Raw genomic sequence first — 17,360 nt, 5'->3', positions numbered from 1 at the left:
AATGGAAGTTTTCCAATTTACGATAGTTGTTTTTCTGTAGAACGAGAAAATAGTATTTCAAGCAGAATTGCCATGACAGATCCAAGAACGAGACCATTACTTAAAAATGATGCTAGAAATGGTGGGAGTGTAGAAAATGCTCCAGCTGGAACGAACATAACTCCGACCCCAGTAAAGATGGAAAGGCCTGCTACTTTAAATAATCGTTCTTTATTTTGTACTGTGTCGTATTCATGGAAAGCTAGACCAATCATACTTGCAAATACAGGATAGATAGCAGCATAACCAACTGCAACTGGAATTGCTGCAAAGAATGAAGTGATCTTTGGGAATATACTAACGACAATAATAAAGCTTGATCCTAACATAAATGGGAGTCGCTTATAAATATTAGTTGTTGCAATAAACCCTGCTGATCCAGAAATGGCGACAGGTCCAATAGCTGAGAATAGACCGCCTAGTAATTGATTGATTCCTGTTATAATGCCAGCTTGTTTGAAACGATCTGGTGCGGCACCTTCTTCATACTTAGAGACAATCTTTTGCACAACGCGAATACTTGCTAACATATTTGTTAGAAGTAATAGTGTAACTAACACTACCGTAATCGCCATGTTCCATTCAATGCGAGGCATTCCGAAAACAAATAGGGATGGAAAACGGATTACATCTGTCACAGGCGTTACTGGATTAGATAATCCGAAGCATGCGAATAATATCCAGCCGCAGACAATACTGAAAAGAACGGAATATTGTCCAACAATAGGTAGCTTCATAATGAAAAAGGATAGTAAAATAACAATGAGTGAAAGAATAAATACGTCGGCTTGTACTTCTGTATGTTGTCCGTCAAGGCCGAACATTCCCTTTAAGAAGGAACCGCTAAGTTGTGCGACAAGAAGAAATAAATATGTTCCAATGACTGTCGGTGTAAAATAGCGAACTAGCTTATCGATGAGTCCAAAAACACTAAGAATAATACAAATAATGCCACTTAATAGGAAGGCGTATTGAAGGACTTTAAGTGTTTCATTGCTTGATCCAAATAATACGACACCTAAACTTGCATAAAGGGAGAAAATCCCCCACCAAAGGCCTGCAGGACCTTCTTGAATAGGAAGTTTATGTCCAAATATAGCTTGCAGTAGACCAGCAAAGCCAAGAACAAATAATGTTCTTTGTACGAATGCAATAGCTTCAGCTCCATCGAGGCCATAACTAGTTGCGACGCTAATTGGTACAATAAGGCTCCCAGCTAAAATAAATAGCGCCCATTGTAAGGCGGAAAGAAATGTTTTCATTATATCAACCTCTTTCATAGATTCCGTATCTAGTATATATGTATTTCATTTCCACTGGCAAAGATTGTAGATAGAGAAAAGAGTTGAAACACGATATGAATGCACGTAAGCAATTATGGATAGCAGTTATATGTATGACCTTTGTTGTAATTCTAGGAACGTTAGGATTTATGACAATTGAAGAGATTAGTTTGTTTCAAGCATTTTGGATGACGATGATTACCGTATTAACTGTTGGATACGGAGATGCCGTTCCTTTAACACATGCAGGGAAAGTATTTGCGCTTCTTATTATACCAGTTGGCGTTGGTATCGTTACGTATGCAATTGGTGTAGTGGCAGCTATGATTATTGAAGGGAATTTATTTCATGCAGTACGGAGGAAGAAGATGGATAAACAAATAGCACAGTTACAAAATCATATTATCGTATGTGGTTGCGGTAGAGTGGGGCTTCAAGTTGTACATGAATTGCAAGAAAAGAAAATTCCATTTGTCGTCGTGGATAAAGATGAAAGTATATTGGAGAAGGAAAAACTTTTGTATGTACATGGGGACGCGACGGAAGACCAAGTGTTACATCATGCTGGAATTTCAAAGGCAGCCGGTTTAGTTGCTATCGTAGCCAATGACGCTGAAAATGTATTTATTACATTAACGGCAAGAGGATTAAATGATGCAATTAAAATTGTGGCAAGAGCGGAAAAACCAGAAACCGAAGACAAATTAAGGCGTGCCGGTGCAAATAAGGTGATTAATCCATCTAGTATGGCAGGAATTCATATTGCAAAAGGTATTGCGAATCCGCTAACAGTTCATTATATTGATACAGTACTGTATGGCGTGGATCAGTCATTTGTAATTGAAGAAATTGCAGTCGGCAAGGGCTCTATTTTAGCTAGTAAATCGTTACTAGAAAGTGATGTGAGAAATCAATTTGATGTAACAATTTTAGCGATTTTGAGAAATGGGAATGTTATACATAATCCGACGGGGCAGGAAAAATTGCAAGAACATGATATGATAATAGTATTTGGTTCAGTAGAGAAGCTGGGGCAATTTGAGAAAGAACTACAAAGTACGAGGTGATAAGGAATGCAAATATCGAGCGATAAGATTTTAAATAAAATGGCGAATGAAATTGCAAAGGCAAAAAGTAGTGAAGGACAAAAATCAAAAGATCATTTATTAGTTGTGCGTGCTTTATGTGATTTACTATTAGATGAACAGGTTGAATCTCCTACGTATAGAGAGCCGCAAATTCAATCGCAAGTAATTGGAACGCAGCCTATAACAACTGTTCAACCAGTTATGCCGGTTTCTGGAGAACCTGTGTATATAAAAGAAGAAGGCGCAAATGGTAATTCGTTATTTGATTTTTAAGAATTAAATCGTTTGGATTATATGTGAAAATTGCTTATGATAAAAATAAAAAAGGGGAATTAAAATGAAAATTTTCTTTTTACTAGGTTGTATTGCAGCGGGGCTATCTGTTGCGTTAGGGGCATTTGGAGCACACGGTTTAGAAAATAAAATTTCTGCAAAAATGTTAGAAGTTTGGAAGACAGGCGTTACATATCAAATGTTCCATGCAGGTGGGCTATTCGTAGTTGCTTTATTAATGGATAAGATTCAATCATCACTTTTAACTACTGCTGGTTGGCTTATGGTAGCTGGGATTATTATGTTCTCAGGTAGTCTATATGCGTTAAGCACAACAGGGATTAAGTTCTTTGGACCAATTACACCTCTTGGTGGTGTAGCGTTTATCGTGGCATGGATCTTAGTCGGAACTGCAGTTGTAAAAGGGTTATAAAAAAACAAAAGCTGGCATATGCCAGCTTTTGTTATGGTCTTGGAGCATAAGTTGCTTGTTGACTAGGTAAATACGTAATTTCTTCTGGGAATTCTACATAATCTAAGTAAATCATCAATAGTAAATAACGTTTCCCTGATTGTGGCTCACTAATTACAATATGATCACGACCAGCAGCTTCGATAATACCTGTATACGATTGTGTACCGAGTGAGCTACCGCGCTCATAGGTCATTACAACTGTAGCTTGTTTGCCCTTATTCAAGCGAAGAATATTTTCAATATAGGATTGTTCTAGAGGTAACATACCTTGAGAAATTGCATATTGGGCTTGAGCAGCTTGAGCAGCTTGTTGTTGCATTGCTTGCTGTTGTTGTTGCTGCCCGGCAGTCATTTGTTGCGGTTGTACATAAGTTCCAGATGGTTGATAAAAACCTGTTCCATAGTACGGATTTTGTTGCTGTGCCATTCAAAAATCCCTCCTCATTTTCATTCCTTAATATACGCTTGGACAGTCTCCGGCAGATGGCTGGAAGAAGCAGTGCTTTTTGAAGCGACCAGAGTTTTGCTGATTGTACCAAGTTGGCGGACAAGGGCCTTCAGGTCTAAAAAACCATAAGGAGAAGTTGGCAGGCCAAAAACGTTGTCCTTGAATCGTTCGCCTTGCTAATGCGATATCTTGTTCTCTTGCACGTTGATAAAAATACCCTTTTTGAGTTGCTTCAAAACCGCCAGGATTTTGATACACCATTTGACGTAAATTACGTATTTTTTTAAAATCTAAACAATTTCCGCGGACACGATTTACCCCAACATTTCCGACCATTAACATTCCTTGTTGCCCTTCTCCCTCGGCTTCAGCACGCATCAGTCTAGCTAATAACTTTACATCTTCTTCGTTATAAGCAATAACACCCATTATGTGTCACCTCTCTTTTTGGAATACCTTTTGGAAAGAGGTTTATTTCTAGATGAAGTGTGTAACGATTACTAGTTCATACGTATGAGGAAAAGGACTCAGATATGACAACCAAACGAAGTTTTACATTGAGAGAGGAAAATAAAAAAAGCTAGCGTGAGCCAGCTTTTCATCATTAAAATACTTTAGACCATAAGTTTGAGAAAAAATCTCCAACAGAGCGCATTGTTAACACAAACCAATTTGCTTTTTCAACTTCTTCTGTTGTTTTTGCAGTAACTTTCATACTTTTACTACCGTTTAAGAAACCATACTTATCAGTTGATTCTAAAGTAATGGAGCCTACTTTGGCATCTCTCTTAATGGGGGCAACTAAATGTCCATCTTTAGCAAGAGATTTATCTACTTCAGTCCCAATTTTATAAGAATCTTTGCTACCTTTTTTCGCAATTACTGTTATTTCTTTTTCCGGTGCAACAGTTACTTGATCTTCTTTCCCTTTTACTACAGAAATTGTATTGTTTTTATTCACTTTTAGCTTTTGTTTTTCGAAGTTATTAAACCCATATTCGATTAATTCGCGAGATTCTGTGAAGCGCTCGTCCATTGATTTTGTTTTAATAATAACCGAAATAAGACGTACATCACCACGTTTAGCAGTAATAGTAAATCCGTATCCGGCTGTATCAGAACTTCCTGTTTTTAAACCATCTGTTCCTTCATAAGAGAAAGCGGCACCTGGTAACATCCAGTTCCAGTTTTCCATACGAATTGGTTTCGGATGATTGTCCGGGAAGTTTCTAAATCTTTGTTTTGTATCCTCTAGCATTTCTGGATACTTTGTAATTATTGTTTTTGAAAGAATACCCATATCGCGAGCTGACATGGAATTTTCTCCATTCGGATCAGTACCCTCAGGATGTTTTCCTTTTAAGTCAGCGTTATTTAATCCAGTAGCGTTTACAAATTTATATTTCTTTAACCCTAGTTTTTTTGCATGTTCATTTGCAAGATTTAAGAAGTTTTTCTCACTTCCTGCAAGAAGTTCTGCTAAGGCAATACTAGATCCGTTTGCAGAGAAGATAACGATAGAATGATATAATTCTCTTACAGTATATTGGCGTCCCTTTTCAAACGGAACGTTAGAGAATTCATTATTACGTGAAACTTCATAAGCGTAATCAGAAATGTTTACCTTTGTATCCCAAGTGATTTTTCCTTCTTTAATTGCTTCTAATACAGCATAAACAACAATTAATTTTGACATACTAGCGATAGCTAGTAATTCATCTGGATTTTGTTCATGCAGTATTTTTCCTGTATCTGCATCAAACAGAAGTGCAGCAGCAGCCTCTATATGTATTTTTTCTTCCGCATGGGATGTTGTTACTCCTAAGGAAGAAATTGACAATAGAAGCGCTAGTAAAATAGACAAGATTTTCTTCATATAGTTTATCACCTTCGCATCGTTATTAGCATGTAGCTCGTACCATTTTAGCATAAATTTGGATATGAAAAGGTTACAATTTTACTAGGAATTTGAAAAGAATTTGTTGATTTTTGTTCAAATTTGCAGAGAAAAGAAGTTTTTTGAAGAGAAGTATAGAAGATAATAAAAAAAGGAACGAATTTCGTTCCTTTTTTACGATTTACCCCGCTATTTGCCGGGCAGTAAGATTCCTACCTCGAAATTCAGCGAAAACAAAGGAGTTAGGAGGGGTATCAATTGCCCGTAAAAGCCCGATTGGTGAGGGCTGATTAAAGTTTCACTTTATATGTGTAAAAATTTCTCTACCTTTTCGTCTGGTAAAATGTTTCCAACGAAAAATGTTCCGAATTCACCATAACGAGCACTTACTTCATCGAAGCGCATTTCATATATAAGTTTTTTAAATTGAAGAACATCGTCAGCGAATAATGTTACGCCCCACTCGAAATCGTCGAATCCGACTGATCCTGAAATAACTTGTCGTACTTTACCCGCGTACTGACGACCGATTTTACTATGACTGTACATCATTTTTTTACGTTCTTCCATAGGAAGCATGTACCAGTTGTCATCACCTTGGCGACGCTTGTCCATTGGATAGAAGCAAATGTGATTTGCTTTTGGTAGGTCTGGATATAAGCGAGCTAAGATTTGTGGGTTTTGGTATGGATCTTCATCAGCTGGAAGATAGTTACTTAGTTCAACAACAGATACGTAAGAGTATGCAGGAACCATATATTCAGCTAATGTTGTTTTATTCAATTCTGTCTCAATTTCATTTAACTCTTCCATTGTTGGACGTAAAATCATAAGCATAATATCAGCTTTTTGGCCAACAACTGTATACATTGCATGACTGCCTTTTTTCGCAGTAGCTACTTCGTTCCATTTTTCAACGACATTTAAAAATTCAGACACAGCTTGTCCGCGTTCGTCGCTAGATAATGTTTTCCATGCAGCCCAATCAATAGAACGTAAATCATGTAAACAATACCAGCCATCTAACGTTGTTGTTGCTTCACTCATTCTATTCACCTCAGTTAATGATAGTTTTACACGTTAACTATAGCATATATAGTTTTAAAATCATCTATATAAAACCTTGGCACATAAAATTGTCACATTTTAATTTACTTGAAAATAGGAGAAGATAAGGCTTAAAGGGGCTTTATTTCTATGCTGAATTTTATGAAAATATAATCATTTTTATTTTATCTATTTTTTGGGAGCTATAAGTTTAAAATATAGAGGAAAAGCAGTATTCTTAAAGATAGAGTTTTTTTAACATATGTAGGAGGGTTTATTCGTGAGCAACTTATTTACAACAGTAAAAGAAAAAGTTCAAGGAAAAGGCATTTCTATCGTACTTCCTGAAGGAACTGATGAAAGAATTTTAGGCGCTGCAGAGCGTTTAGCAAAAGAAGAGTTAGTAAAACCAATTTTAGTTGGTAATAAAGAAGAAATTAGCGCAAAAGCTGCTAGCATGAATTTAACATTAGCAGGCGTTGATATTTATGACCCAGCTACATACGAAGAAATGGATGCAATGGTAGCATCTTTCGTTGAACGCCGTAAAGGTAAAGCAACTGAAGAAGACGCTCGCAAAATCCTTAAAGACGAAAACTACTTCGGTACAATGCTTGTATACATGGGCAAAGCACACGGTTTAGTAAGTGGTGCAGCTCACTCTACAGCTGATACAGTTCGTCCAGCACTTCAAATCATTAAAACAAAACCAGGCGTTACAAAAACTTCTGGCGTATTCATCATGGTACGTGAAGAAGAGAAATATGTATTCGCTGATTGCGCAATTAACATTGCACCAAACAGCCAAGATTTAGCTGAAATTGGTATCGAGAGTGCGAAAACTGCTGAATTATTCGGTATTGACCCACGCGTTGCTATGTTAAGCTTCTCTACAAAAGGTTCTGCGAAATCTCCAGAAACAGAAAAAGTTGTAGAAGCAACTCGCATTGCAAAAGAAATGGCTCCAGAATTAACTTTAGATGGAGAATTCCAATTCGATGCTGCATTCGTACCATCTGTAGCTGAGAAAAAAGCTCCAGGTTCTACAATTAAAGGTGATGCTAACGTATTCGTATTCCCAAGCTTAGAAGCTGGTAATATCGGTTACAAAATCGCTCAACGTTTAGGTAACTTCGAAGCAGTAGGACCAATCTTACAAGGTTTAAACATGCCTGTAAATGACCTATCTCGTGGATGTAACGAAGAAGAAGTGTACAAGTTAGCTTTAATTACAGCAGCTCAAGCACTTTAATTCTATAATGAATTGAAATAAAGACCGTCGCTATAATAGCGACGGTCTTTATTTTTCTAAGCCAAGTGCTTTATTGTTACGATCAATAATACGTTGTAAATTCGTCTCATATAAAGGAACTTCATCTACTGTTAATTGAGATGGTGTTAACTTTGGAGCGAATTGCTGCAGTGTTTTTAAAAGGCGCATCATTAAATCTTGCACTGTAATGGTTTCGCCAAGTAATTCTGAAAGTGAAGCCATCGTACTCGGTACAATTTCAGGATACGTAAAGCGTGTTTCTTCTCCTTGGATTGCTAGGTTGTAGAAATCACGAACGAGTGTGGCACGCTCAGAGCCACTTCCTGTAGCACAAAGATAAATTTGGACAGCGACACCGCCGCGAATACGTCGCTGTGAAATGCCAGCGAATTTTTGATCGCGAATACTTAAGTCATAGCTACCAGGACAGTAAGAACCTACAATTTCTTTTGCCTCGATTGTAACATCATAGTCGTGTAACATCTCCTGAATTAAGTGCCACATCGTATCGTATCCAAGATCAATATCAATACCTTTTTCCGTCTCTTGGAATAAAAGTGATACGTTTAGAACACCTTCATCAAGTACGACTGCAAGTCCACCGGAATTACGAACGATAACATTGAAGTTGTTTTCCTTTAAAAAGGAAATACCTTCTTCTAAGTGTGGTAGGCGTGAATCTTGAATGCCAAGAACAATTGTATTGTGATGAACCCAAGAACGCATTGTTGCAGCTGATTGACCATTTCCGATACTAGTACATAATGTGTCATCCATTGCGAATGACTGCAATGCATGGAATGTTGGTCCTAAACTAGACTGATCTACAATACGCCACTCTGGCTGCGATAAAATGGAACGGGAATTGCTCATATAACTAACCCCTTATCTTTAAAATGACAATCTCTATTATAGCAAAAAATGAAGAATGGAGTTTTCTCATATATAAAGGGAAAGTTTAGGTGTGAAAGAATAAAAAGGATGCATTACATGCATCCTTTTTATTCTGCAATTTTTTCTAAATTACCGTTTCGATCCATTCGGAAAGATGTTTGAGAACGTTCTTCGTCATCCATGACTGCCAACTTACGAGCTCGGTTCATAATGTTCATAAGTGTTTCGTAATCTTCTTGTACAGTATGAGATTGCTTTTCTAATTTTTCTAGTTTCTTTTCTAGTTCTTCATTTCGAAGGATTTGTGCTTTAATTTCTTGTTTCAATCTCGTATTCTCGTTTTCGAGAGCTGTTACTTTTATATTTGAGGATCCAACTGTTTGTAAGAAATAAATAACATCTTGCATTGTCATAGAGCTTTTTGCAACAGGAACGGTAGATTCTTGATATGGAATAGCTTCTTTATATTGTACAATTGATTCCTCTTGTACGAATTCTTCATAATCAGTTATCGAATCTGAAGCTGGTGGTGTATAAAGTAAACGTTTTTTCGCTTGTTCCCCGCTTGCAGCACGCATTTTATCTTTACGATGTTTTTTTGCTAGTTGAAGAGCTTGTTCATAGCTATAGCGAACAACAGCATTCCAACGGAAACCACAGGCAGCCGATGTACGATTTAATTGATCTCCTACTTCTTCAAATGCATTTAATTGAGTACTTCCTTCTCGAACGTGACGAAGTACAGTTTCAGCAAGTAATAAATCATCCTCATCCGTCCAAGCATCTTGTCTTACTTTCATAGATTCAACTCCCTTTCTTTTTATGAACTTCCTATTTTTATAATGGGCAAAAAAATGAGCTTTTATACAAAGCTTTTAAAAATATGGTAGATTTCGATGAAAGGTATAAATTTTGCCAAGAATGACGGAAGTCTCTGTAGTAGAACATATAAATATGTAGCATTATATGAAGAAAGAGCGTCGCAAGGAAACTTGCAACGAGCTTCAAAGAGCGGTAAAATACCATTTAGTGTTTATTTTTAAATGTACTTGAGAAAAGTTTAAAATAGAGGAAGTGTTATATAATGGGAAACGAATTTCGTGTGTGTGATGATTGTCAGGCAACGAACGTTAAAACGTTGATTCCGAAGTTAAAAAAAGTAGATTCATGTGCAACGATTGAAGTTGGATGTCAGTCTTACTGTGGTCCTGGTCGTAAAAAATCATTCGCATTTGTAAATAATCGTCCAGTTGCGGCTCCAACAGAAGATGAATTAATTACAAAGATTGAAGTGAAGTTAAATAAGTAAGAAAAAGAAGAGTGAACAGATTACTCTTCTTTTTTTATGTCCATAAGAGGAATGATTTATTCTACAAAAGTTTAATTGAGTTTCAATGAAGGATAGGAGATATCCGTTTATATAAATTTTGATCTATACAAATTTATATTTCAAAATAATGGTTGACAGCCTTTTAAAGCGATAGGTAGAATAGAAAGTGTGATTCTGAGAATCATTATCAGGAAAAGGTCAATTCGCCTAATTTTTTTATTACTATTTGAGAATAAATTTCATTTCATTAAATATATGTTGTTGGTTAGGATGGTTGAGGGATGGAAGCGAGCGCAAGGAGTATAGAACAGCAAGATGTGAATGTTAAAGAGATTAAGAGCAGACCGCTCATTGCTTCTATTATTTTAGTAGTAGGTACGGTTTTGTTAGCTTTAAGCATGGCAGTCTCTATTTCATTTGGTGCTGCTGATATTAGTTTAAAGACTGTATGGCAAGCTGTGTTTCAGTTTGATGGGTCGTTGACGCATCATAACGTAATTCAAGAACTTCGCATGCCTAGAGCAATAGGGGGCGTAGTTGCAGGTGCTTTTTTAGCGGTATCAGGAGCAATTATGCAAGGTATGACGCGAAATCCACTTGCTTCTCCATCGTTAATGGGCATTACAGATGGGGCTGTGTTTGGAATTGCAATTATGTATGCATTCTTCCCTAATTCACCTTATTTAATGTTCGTTATCGCATCTTTTATTGGTGCTGCGTTTGGAGCGAGCATTGTATATGGAATTGGGTCTTCTTCACCAGGTGGATTAACACCTGTGAAATTAGCTTTAGCAGGTGCAGCGATTAGTGCTTTATTAGGGGCCATTTCATCTGGAATTGCACTGTATTGCAACCTTGCCCAAGAGGTGAGTATGTGGAATGCAGGCGGAGTTGCTGGAGTGAAATGGGAAAGTATTAATATGTTAGTGCCGATTGGGCTTGTTTGTCTCTTTATTGCAATTATGATGTCGAGGTATATTACAATTTTAAGCTTCGGTGAAGAAATTGCGATTGGACTTGGTCAAAATACGACATTAATTAAATTTATCGGAACAGTACTTGTTCTTGTGTTAACAGGTTCTGCAGTTTCTATGGCAGGATCGGTTGGATTTGTTGGACTTGTAATCCCACATATGACTCGTTTCCTTGTAGGCTCAGACTATAGATGGGTTATTCCATGTTCTGCGGTTTTAGGTGGGCTGTTAATTGAATGTGCAGATATGTTATCTCGCGTTATTAATCCGCCGTTTGAAACGCCAATTGGAGCAATTACAGCGCTAATTGGAGTTCCATTCTTCCTCTACTTAGCACGTAACGAAGGGAGAGGGAAAATGTGAGGACAAGTGTCTTAACAAAAAAGAACGTTTCTGTTTTAACAATTTTAGTAGGATTAATCGTTACTGTATTTTTAGTGAGTTTAAATACAGGGACATTTAAAATACCACCAATGGACGTATTAAAGTCATTGGTTGGACTCGGGGCTGAAGATCAGTCTGTTATTTTATTTGAATTTCGTATGCCACGTATGGTTATTGCTATATTAGTTGGATCGGCTTTAGCTATGTCAGGTGCGATTTTGCAAGGGTTATCACGAAATCCACTTGCTGATCCAGGTATTATCGGTATTAATGCTGGAGCGGGATTAACAGTTGTTATATTTGTCTACTTTTTCTTCGGGAAAGTTGGGACTGGTACATTTTTATCTGTATTTATCCTTCCATTCTTTGCGTTAGTTGGAGCGATATTAGCAGCGGTTATTATTTATTTACTAGCATGGAAGGACGGCGTTTCATCTACTCGATTGATACTTGTTGGTATCGCCGTTGCAGCCGGATTTGGTGCTGTTAGTTTAATTTTTTCTATGAAGATGACATCTAACGATTTCCGTTTTGCTACGATTTGGTTAGCAGGAAGTCTGTGGGGCACAGATTGGAAGTTCGTGCTAAGTGTACTTCCATGGATGGTTATTTTCTTGCCACTTGCTATTAGTAAGGCGCACATATTAAATGTAATGAACCTAGGCGACTCTACAGCAGTTGGTCTTGGTTTAAACGTAGAAAAAGAAAGACGTAAATTATTATTTATTGCAGTTTGTTTAGCAGGTGCATCTGTCGCTGTTGCCGGAGGAATTGGTTTTATCGGTTTAATGGCTCCACATTTAGCAAGGCGCCTTGTTGGTGGTAAACATCAAATTATGCTGCCTACAGCTGCACTAATAGGAACGTTTTTACTTTTATTCGCAGACGTAATTTCAAGAAGTGTGTTACCAACTTCAGAAATACCGGTCGGTCTTGTTATTTCTGTAATTGGTGCACCGTATTTCATATACTTACTTATGAGGACAAAATAAAGGGAGGCTTTTTGTATGGCAACTTTAGCAGTTGATGCGGTATCTGTTGGCTATAATGAAGGGTTAATTATTGATGGATTAACAGTTGAAATTCCGGAAGGGAAAATTACAACAATTATTGGACCAAATGGTTGTGGGAAGTCCACATTATTAAAAACGGCTTCTCGTATTTTGAAAGCAAAAAAAGGTACTGTTTATCTTGACGGAAAAGCAATTGAGAAACAGCCAACGAAAGAAATCGCAAAGAAAATGGCGATTTTACCACAGACTGCAGAAGTGCCAACTGGCCTTACTGTGTTTGAACTCGTTTCATATGGACGCTTTCCTCATCAAAAAGGATTTGGAACGTTGAAAGAAGAGGATTATCGCTACATTCATTGGGCACTTGAAGTGACGGGAATGACAGAATTCGCAAATCGTCCAGCAGAGGCGTTATCAGGTGGGCAACGTCAACGCGTATGGATTGCGATGGCTCTTGCACAAGGGACAGAATTACTCGTACTAGATGAACCGACAACGTACTTAGATATGGCCCATCAATTAGAGGTATTAAACTTATTGAAAAAGTTAAATGAAGAAGAAGGTAGAACGATTGTTATGGTTATCCATGACTTAAACCATGCTTCTCGTTTCTCAGATCATATGATCGCATTAAAAGCAGGTAAGTTAATGAAACAAGGAACACCAGATGAAGTTATGACGAGTGAAACACTTCGTAACGTATTTGAGATTGAAGCTCAAATCGTTCCATGTCCAGTAAACTGTAAACCGATTTGTTTAACATATGATTTAGCAATGATTAGTAATCAATTGCGTAAAAAAGCATAAGTAGAATCCCCCTCGTAAAGAGGGGGGCTTCTAATGGACGTTGAGCTTCTTATTAGTAAATAGGAAGTTGAACACCCGTTAGAACGGGGCATAAACAACAATTAATAAAAATATATTGATTAATTGTTAACCTTGTTTCTTATAGTTCACTGTAACTTATAAGAGAAATACAGCTAGAAGGAGTGGGAACATGAAGAATTTTAAAATGGCGTTATTAGCAATGGTACTAGTCGTTACTTCTGTACTATTTGCAGCTTGTTCTAACAAAGAAGAGAAGAAAGCAGATGCGAAGGATGCGAAGACTGAAGAGCGCACTGTACAACACGCAAAAGGGGAAATTAAAATCCCTGCAAATCCAAAGAAAATTGCTGACCTTAGTGGTTCAACAGAAGAATTATTAATCTTTGGTATGAAACCAATTATTACTGCTAATACATCTCAAGAAAAAATTGATGCACATATTGAAAAGAAATTAAAAGACGTAAAACCAGTTGGTTCTGCTTGGGGCGATAAAATTAATATCGAAGCAGTAGCTGCTGCAAAACCAGATTTAATTCTTGTAAACAATCGTCAAGAAAAGATTTATGATCAATTATCTAAAATTGCACCAACAGTTATGTTAAAAACTCCATTAGACCAATGGCGTCCAAAATTCGAAGAAGTAGGTCAAATCTTCGGTAAAGAGAAAGAAACAAAAGAATGGTTCAAACAGTATGACGAAAAAGCAAGCAAAATACATGACAAAATCGTTGCGAAAACTGGCGATGCTAAATTCATGAAAATGGCTGCATATCCGAATGCTTTCCGTGTATACGGTGACTACGGTTACGGTAGCGTAATCTTTAATGATTTAAAATTACCAGCAGTTAAAGGTACACCAACTGATAAACCGTTAGTACAAGTACAAAAAGAAGCTTTAATCGATTACAACCCAGATTACTTATTCGTATTTACGACTGGTGACGGTTCTCAGCGTCTAAAAGAATTCCAAGAAGAATCAATTTGGAAAAATATGAACGCTGTTAAAAATAACCACGTGTTTACAATTAAAAACGAAGACTTAAATAAAGGTTACTTCCCACTAGGTAAAGAAATGATCTTAGATGAAGTTTCTGAGTTCGTTTTAGGGAAATAATATATAACAAAAAATCACTTTTACTCTGGTAAAAGTGATTTTTTCTTTTTATAAAGGCAATTAATATAGTCTTTCATTTCTTTCTGTTTCCTATTTCGTTTATAATATATAGTAAGAATGCAGTAAAGAAAGGGGGATGTCGGAAAGTGGTATATTTAAACGACAAACTCAGCGAAACAAAAGTGTTTAAAGACCCGGTACATAAATATGTGCACGTACGCGATCGTGTTATTTGGGATTTAATCGGGACGAAAGAATTTCAACGCTTGCGCCGTATTAAGCAGCTTGGAACGACATTTTTTACATTTCACGGTGCAGAGCATAGTCGCTTTACTCATTCGTTAGGTGTATATGAAATTATTCGTCGTATGATTGATGATGTGTTTGATGGCAGACCGAACTGGAATGCTGAAGATAGATTGTTATGTTTATGTGCGGCATTACTTCATGATGTCGGTCATGGCCCATTTTCTCATTCGTTTGAAAAAGTATTTTCATTAGATCATGAGAAATTTACGCAAAAGATTATCGTTGGAGATACGGAAATTAATCGCATATTAAATCGTGTGGATAAAGACTTTCCGCAAAAGGTAGCCGATGTAATCGCAAAAACATCTACTAATAAATTAGCGATTAGTATGATCTCCAGTCAAATTGATGCAGATCGTATGGACTATTTATTAAGAGATGCGTATTTCACTGGCGTAAAGTATGGAAACTTTGATATGGAACGTATACTGCGTGTCATGCGTCCGTACGGGAATCAGGTAGTCATTAAAAATAGTGGCATGCATGCTGTTGAGCATTATATTATGAGCCGTTATCAAATGTATTGGCAAGTATATTTCCACCCAGTAACGCGCAGTGCCGAAGTTATTTTAACGAAGATTTTACATCGTGCGAAATCATTGCATGAGAAGTATTATACATTTAAAAATCACCCTGTTCATTTCTATTCTTTATTTGAAGAAGAAGTAACAGTAGAGGATTATTTAAAGCTAGACGAGAACGTTATGTATTACTACTTCCAAGTATGGCAAGACGAAGAGGATCCAATTTTAAGTGACTTATGCCGCCGTTTTATGAACAGAGATCTGTTTAAATACGTAGAGTTTACAGATAAGCATGGTTTAGATAATTGGATGGAATTAAGTAGCTTATTTAAAAAGATTGGACTCGATCCAGAGTATTATTTAGTAGTTGATTCAACATCAGACCTACCATATGACTTTTATCGTGCTGGAGAAGAAGAAGAGCGTTTACCAATCTTACTTCTTATGCCTAATGGAGATCTTAGAGAGCTTTCACGTGAATCGGATATTGTTGAGGCGATTACTGGTAAGAAGAGAACAGATCAAAAATTATTCTATCCGCATGATTTAATCTATGAAGATGGAAGAAAAGGAAAATATAAAGAGAGAATTATTGAGTTGTTAGAAGGAAAGAAATAAGAAGCAGCTAATGGCTGCTTCTTATGAAAGAACTTGAAATTATTTGTCGCTTAAGCGTTTTCCGCCAACTGCATAATGGTTTTTAGACATTTCTTCGATGAAAACAACGATGTTTTCTTCAGGAGCACCAGTTGTTTCGCTTACTGCTGCTGTTACTTTCTCAGCAAGAGCTTTCTTTTGTTCCTCTGTGCGTCCTTCTAACATTTTCACTGTTACGTATGGCATATATAATCGCTCCTTTTATGTAAGTTACACTCTTATTATAGCGGATTATGGGGAAGAACAATCGGAAAAACAAATATTTTCTTTTTTGACATATTGAAGAGGAGATGAATCATGGATCAGTTATTTAGATATCCATTACAAGAAATCCCATTAGTGGCGATGGCGATTATTATTGCATTATCAGTGCATGAATTTGCGCATGCATATGTTGCATATAAATTTGGAGACGATACAGCGAAAAAACAAGGGCGTTTAACGTTATCACCGATGGCTCACTTAGACCCTATCGGGATGATTGCTGTATTAATTATTGGGTTCGGTTGGGCAAGACCAGTACCTGTTAACCCGTACAACTTTAAAAGACCGCGTCTTGCAGGAATATTAGTTTCTATTGCAGGACCGATTAGTAATTTAATTTTAAGTGCAATTGGTTTGATTATTTGGTATAGCTTAATAACATTTGGTGTGCTAGATGCCATTCCACCTGCAGTAGGAAAGACGTTAAGTCAATTCTTCCAGATTTTCATTGGGCTTAATATTGTTTTACTTGTATTTAACTTATTACCGATTCCACCGCTGGATGGGTATCGCGTTGTGGAAGATTTAGCACCAGCAAATATTCGTTCGAAAATGACACAGTATGAAAAGTATGGAGCAATTGCGTTATTAATTCTTGTTATTACACCGCTTAGCAATTACACAATTCAGCCTATTTTCAATGTTGTTATTCCGTATGTATTTGTATTTTTAGACAGTATCATTGCGCCTATTTTTGGGCTTTTATAATTAGTAAGCGAGGAGGAAGTTACATATGACAGAGAAAAAGAAAAAAATCGGTTTTAATATCGTAAAAAATGATTCAACAGATGGACATGGTGGATTTGGAGTTGGAGCATTAAGCCTAGAAAATATTTCACCTGTATTTGTCGATGTACTAGAGAAAACAGCATTCGTTGATATCGGAGCGATGCATGCGCGTAGTACAGTAGAAAAAGGGATTAAGTTTTTAACAAATAAAGATGAAGTTCCAAACGGTAAACCATTTTGGCTTGTTTGGGTAACGATTGAAAGAACGGCAACAGGTGCTTATTATGCGGGGGTAACAGCTTGTGAAATGACAGTTGACCGTGAAATTCGCCGTGGATATAAATCACTTCCAGAGCACGTAAACAAAATGGATAAATCAATGAAGCGTCACATTATGGTTGACCATATGGATGAATCATCTAAAAAAGTACTTGGTATGTTCTTGAAAGAACATAATGAAGCAATTTGGAACGAGTCTAGTGAAGAATTGCGTCGTGCATTATTAAGTGAATAAAAA

General features: G+C 36.8%; 20 protein-coding genes. 12 read left to right on the top strand and 8 right to left on the bottom strand.

What is annotated here, in order from left to right; all coding sequences use genetic code 11:
- Positions 1 to 17 precede the first annotated feature (17 nt).
- A complete protein-coding gene (locus V7S50_RS22270; protein ID WP_242254133.1) occupies positions 18 to 1,301 on the bottom strand; it encodes a purine/pyrimidine permease in 1,284 nt (427 codons plus the stop codon).
- A gap of 95 nt (positions 1,302 to 1,396) precedes the next feature.
- On the opposite strand from V7S50_RS22270, the gene V7S50_RS22265 reads away from it, so the two are divergent.
- The 3 genes from V7S50_RS22265 (at position 1,397) to V7S50_RS22255 (ending at position 3,116) form a co-directional block, all read left to right on the top strand.
- Complete coding sequence (locus V7S50_RS22265) at positions 1,397 to 2,389, top strand: potassium channel family protein (protein ID WP_242254313.1); 993 nt, start codon at positions 1,397 to 1,399, stop codon at positions 2,387 to 2,389.
- A gap of 6 nt (positions 2,390 to 2,395) precedes the next feature.
- Entirely contained in the window at positions 2,396 to 2,683 is a 288-nt protein-coding gene (locus V7S50_RS22260) for a YwdI family protein (RefSeq protein WP_063223929.1), read from the top strand.
- 64 nt (positions 2,684 to 2,747) lie between these two features.
- Positions 2,748 to 3,116: a DUF423 domain-containing protein gene (locus V7S50_RS22255; protein ID WP_000688311.1), complete on the top strand. Its 369-nt coding sequence runs from the start codon at positions 2,748 to 2,750 to the stop codon at positions 3,114 to 3,116.
- Between the two features lie 31 nt (positions 3,117 to 3,147).
- Here the strand turns inward: V7S50_RS22255 and gerQ are convergent, their stop codons facing one another.
- From gerQ to hemQ, 4 genes are all read right to left on the bottom strand, one after another.
- The gene (gene gerQ / locus V7S50_RS22250) at positions 3,148 to 3,585 is read right to left on the bottom strand and encodes a spore coat protein GerQ (protein WP_000068638.1); all 438 of its coding nucleotides are present in this window, start codon (positions 3,583 to 3,585) and stop codon (positions 3,148 to 3,150) included.
- Between the two features lie 27 nt (positions 3,586 to 3,612).
- On the bottom strand, positions 3,613 to 4,035 hold the full coding sequence (cwlJ, locus tag V7S50_RS22245; RefSeq protein WP_063223928.1) for a cell wall hydrolase CwlJ: 423 nt from the start codon (positions 4,033 to 4,035) through the stop codon (positions 3,613 to 3,615).
- 175 nt (positions 4,036 to 4,210) lie between these two features.
- On the bottom strand, positions 4,211 to 5,482 hold the full coding sequence (locus tag V7S50_RS22240; RefSeq protein WP_242254135.1) for a serine hydrolase: 1,272 nt from the start codon (positions 5,480 to 5,482) through the stop codon (positions 4,211 to 4,213).
- A 324-nt stretch (positions 5,483 to 5,806) separates the two neighbouring features.
- The gene (gene hemQ / locus V7S50_RS22235; protein WP_060633003.1) at positions 5,807 to 6,550 is read right to left on the bottom strand and encodes a hydrogen peroxide-dependent heme synthase; all 744 of its coding nucleotides are present in this window, start codon (positions 6,548 to 6,550) and stop codon (positions 5,807 to 5,809) included.
- A 280-nt stretch (positions 6,551 to 6,830) separates the two neighbouring features.
- Here hemQ and pta point away from each other — a divergent pair, with 280 nt between their 5' ends.
- A complete protein-coding gene (gene pta / locus V7S50_RS22230) occupies positions 6,831 to 7,802 on the top strand; it encodes a phosphate acetyltransferase (protein WP_000067215.1) in 972 nt (323 codons plus the stop codon).
- Between the two features lie 48 nt (positions 7,803 to 7,850).
- Here pta and V7S50_RS22225 read toward each other — a convergent pair whose 3' ends face one another.
- Together V7S50_RS22225 and V7S50_RS22220 are read right to left on the bottom strand one after the other, a co-directional pair.
- Complete coding sequence (locus V7S50_RS22225) at positions 7,851 to 8,696, bottom strand: lipoate--protein ligase family protein (RefSeq protein WP_242254137.1); 846 nt, start codon at positions 8,694 to 8,696, stop codon at positions 7,851 to 7,853.
- Positions 8,697 to 8,824: 128 nt separating this feature from the next.
- The gene (locus V7S50_RS22220; RefSeq protein WP_000868355.1) at positions 8,825 to 9,517 is read right to left on the bottom strand and encodes an RsfA family transcriptional regulator; all 693 of its coding nucleotides are present in this window, start codon (positions 9,515 to 9,517) and stop codon (positions 8,825 to 8,827) included.
- A 284-nt stretch (positions 9,518 to 9,801) separates the two neighbouring features.
- Here V7S50_RS22220 and V7S50_RS22215 point away from each other — a divergent pair, with 284 nt between their 5' ends.
- From V7S50_RS22215 to V7S50_RS22190, 6 genes are all read left to right on the top strand, one after another.
- Positions 9,802 to 10,026, top strand: a complete 225-nt coding sequence (locus V7S50_RS22215; protein ID WP_000526076.1) for a DUF1450 domain-containing protein — start codon at positions 9,802 to 9,804, stop codon at positions 10,024 to 10,026.
- A gap of 302 nt (positions 10,027 to 10,328) precedes the next feature.
- A complete protein-coding gene (locus tag V7S50_RS22210; protein ID WP_242254145.1) occupies positions 10,329 to 11,384 on the top strand; it encodes a FecCD family ABC transporter permease in 1,056 nt (351 codons plus the stop codon).
- On the top strand, positions 11,381 to 12,397 hold the full coding sequence (locus V7S50_RS22205) for a FecCD family ABC transporter permease (RefSeq protein ID WP_098556240.1): 1,017 nt from the start codon (positions 11,381 to 11,383) through the stop codon (positions 12,395 to 12,397). Before V7S50_RS22210 ends, V7S50_RS22205 begins: the two co-directional genes overlap by 4 nt.
- A gap of 15 nt (positions 12,398 to 12,412) precedes the next feature.
- Entirely contained in the window at positions 12,413 to 13,225 is an 813-nt protein-coding gene (locus tag V7S50_RS22200) for an ABC transporter ATP-binding protein (protein WP_000212060.1), read from the top strand.
- Between the two features lie 190 nt (positions 13,226 to 13,415).
- Positions 13,416 to 14,360: an ABC transporter substrate-binding protein gene (locus V7S50_RS22195; RefSeq protein ID WP_063223923.1), complete on the top strand. Its 945-nt coding sequence runs from the start codon at positions 13,416 to 13,418 to the stop codon at positions 14,358 to 14,360.
- 146 nt (positions 14,361 to 14,506) lie between these two features.
- Positions 14,507 to 15,811, top strand: coding sequence for an HD domain-containing protein (locus tag V7S50_RS22190; protein WP_242254147.1), 1,305 nt, complete (start codon positions 14,507 to 14,509; stop codon positions 15,809 to 15,811).
- Between the two features lie 39 nt (positions 15,812 to 15,850).
- On the opposite strand, the gene V7S50_RS22185 is transcribed toward V7S50_RS22190, so the two are convergent.
- Positions 15,851 to 16,036: a 2-hydroxymuconate tautomerase gene (locus V7S50_RS22185; RefSeq protein ID WP_001147171.1), complete on the bottom strand. Its 186-nt coding sequence runs from the start codon at positions 16,034 to 16,036 to the stop codon at positions 15,851 to 15,853.
- Between the two features lie 111 nt (positions 16,037 to 16,147).
- Here V7S50_RS22185 and V7S50_RS22180 point away from each other — a divergent pair, with 111 nt between their 5' ends.
- Positions 16,148 to 16,822, top strand: coding sequence for a site-2 protease family protein (locus tag V7S50_RS22180; RefSeq protein WP_242254149.1), 675 nt, complete (start codon positions 16,148 to 16,150; stop codon positions 16,820 to 16,822).
- A gap of 25 nt (positions 16,823 to 16,847) precedes the next feature.
- A complete protein-coding gene (locus V7S50_RS22175) occupies positions 16,848 to 17,357 on the top strand; it encodes a YwhD family protein (protein WP_140972596.1) in 510 nt (169 codons plus the stop codon).
- Positions 17,358 to 17,360 lie beyond the last annotated feature (3 nt).

The sequence above is a fragment of the Bacillus sp. CCNWLW194 genome (assembly GCF_037120585.1).
GTDB lineage: Bacteria > Bacillota > Bacilli > Bacillales > Bacillaceae_G > Bacillus_A > Bacillus_A basilensis.
The sequence above is the reverse complement of the archived record's forward strand: the minus strand, read 5'-3'. Positions and strand labels throughout refer to the sequence as shown.

Excerpts from the sequence above, each read along its gene's own strand:
- V7S50_RS22270 (WP_242254133.1), bottom strand. The coding sequence starts at position 1,301 with ATGAAAACATTTCTTTCCGCCTTACAATGGGCGCTATTTATTTTAGCT.
- V7S50_RS22265 (WP_242254313.1), top strand. The coding sequence starts at position 1,397 with ATGAATGCACGTAAGCAATTATGGATAGCAGTTATATGTATGACCTTT.
- V7S50_RS22260 (WP_063223929.1), top strand. The coding sequence starts at position 2,396 with ATGCAAATATCGAGCGATAAGATTTTAAATAAAATGGCGAATGAAATT.
- V7S50_RS22255 (WP_000688311.1), top strand. The coding sequence starts at position 2,748 with ATGAAAATTTTCTTTTTACTAGGTTGTATTGCAGCGGGGCTATCTGTT.
- gerQ (WP_000068638.1), bottom strand. The coding sequence starts at position 3,585 with ATGGCACAGCAACAAAATCCGTACTATGGAACAGGTTTTTATCAACCA.
- cwlJ (WP_063223928.1), bottom strand. The coding sequence starts at position 4,035 with ATGGGTGTTATTGCTTATAACGAAGAAGATGTAAAGTTATTAGCTAGA.
- V7S50_RS22240 (WP_242254135.1), bottom strand. The coding sequence starts at position 5,482 with ATGAAGAAAATCTTGTCTATTTTACTAGCGCTTCTATTGTCAATTTCT.
- hemQ (WP_060633003.1), bottom strand. The coding sequence starts at position 6,550 with ATGAGTGAAGCAACAACAACGTTAGATGGCTGGTATTGTTTACATGAT.
- V7S50_RS22225 (WP_242254137.1), bottom strand. The coding sequence starts at position 8,696 with ATGAGCAATTCCCGTTCCATTTTATCGCAGCCAGAGTGGCGTATTGTA.
- V7S50_RS22220 (WP_000868355.1), bottom strand. The coding sequence starts at position 9,517 with ATGAAAGTAAGACAAGATGCTTGGACGGATGAGGATGATTTATTACTT.
- V7S50_RS22215 (WP_000526076.1), top strand. The coding sequence starts at position 9,802 with ATGGGAAACGAATTTCGTGTGTGTGATGATTGTCAGGCAACGAACGTT.
- V7S50_RS22210 (WP_242254145.1), top strand. The coding sequence starts at position 10,329 with ATGGAAGCGAGCGCAAGGAGTATAGAACAGCAAGATGTGAATGTTAAA.
- V7S50_RS22200 (WP_000212060.1), top strand. The coding sequence starts at position 12,413 with ATGGCAACTTTAGCAGTTGATGCGGTATCTGTTGGCTATAATGAAGGG.
- V7S50_RS22195 (WP_063223923.1), top strand. The coding sequence starts at position 13,416 with ATGAAGAATTTTAAAATGGCGTTATTAGCAATGGTACTAGTCGTTACT.
- V7S50_RS22185 (WP_001147171.1), bottom strand. The coding sequence starts at position 16,036 with ATGCCATACGTAACAGTGAAAATGTTAGAAGGACGCACAGAGGAACAA.
- V7S50_RS22180 (WP_242254149.1), top strand. The coding sequence starts at position 16,148 with ATGGATCAGTTATTTAGATATCCATTACAAGAAATCCCATTAGTGGCG.
- V7S50_RS22175 (WP_140972596.1), top strand. The coding sequence starts at position 16,848 with ATGACAGAGAAAAAGAAAAAAATCGGTTTTAATATCGTAAAAAATGAT.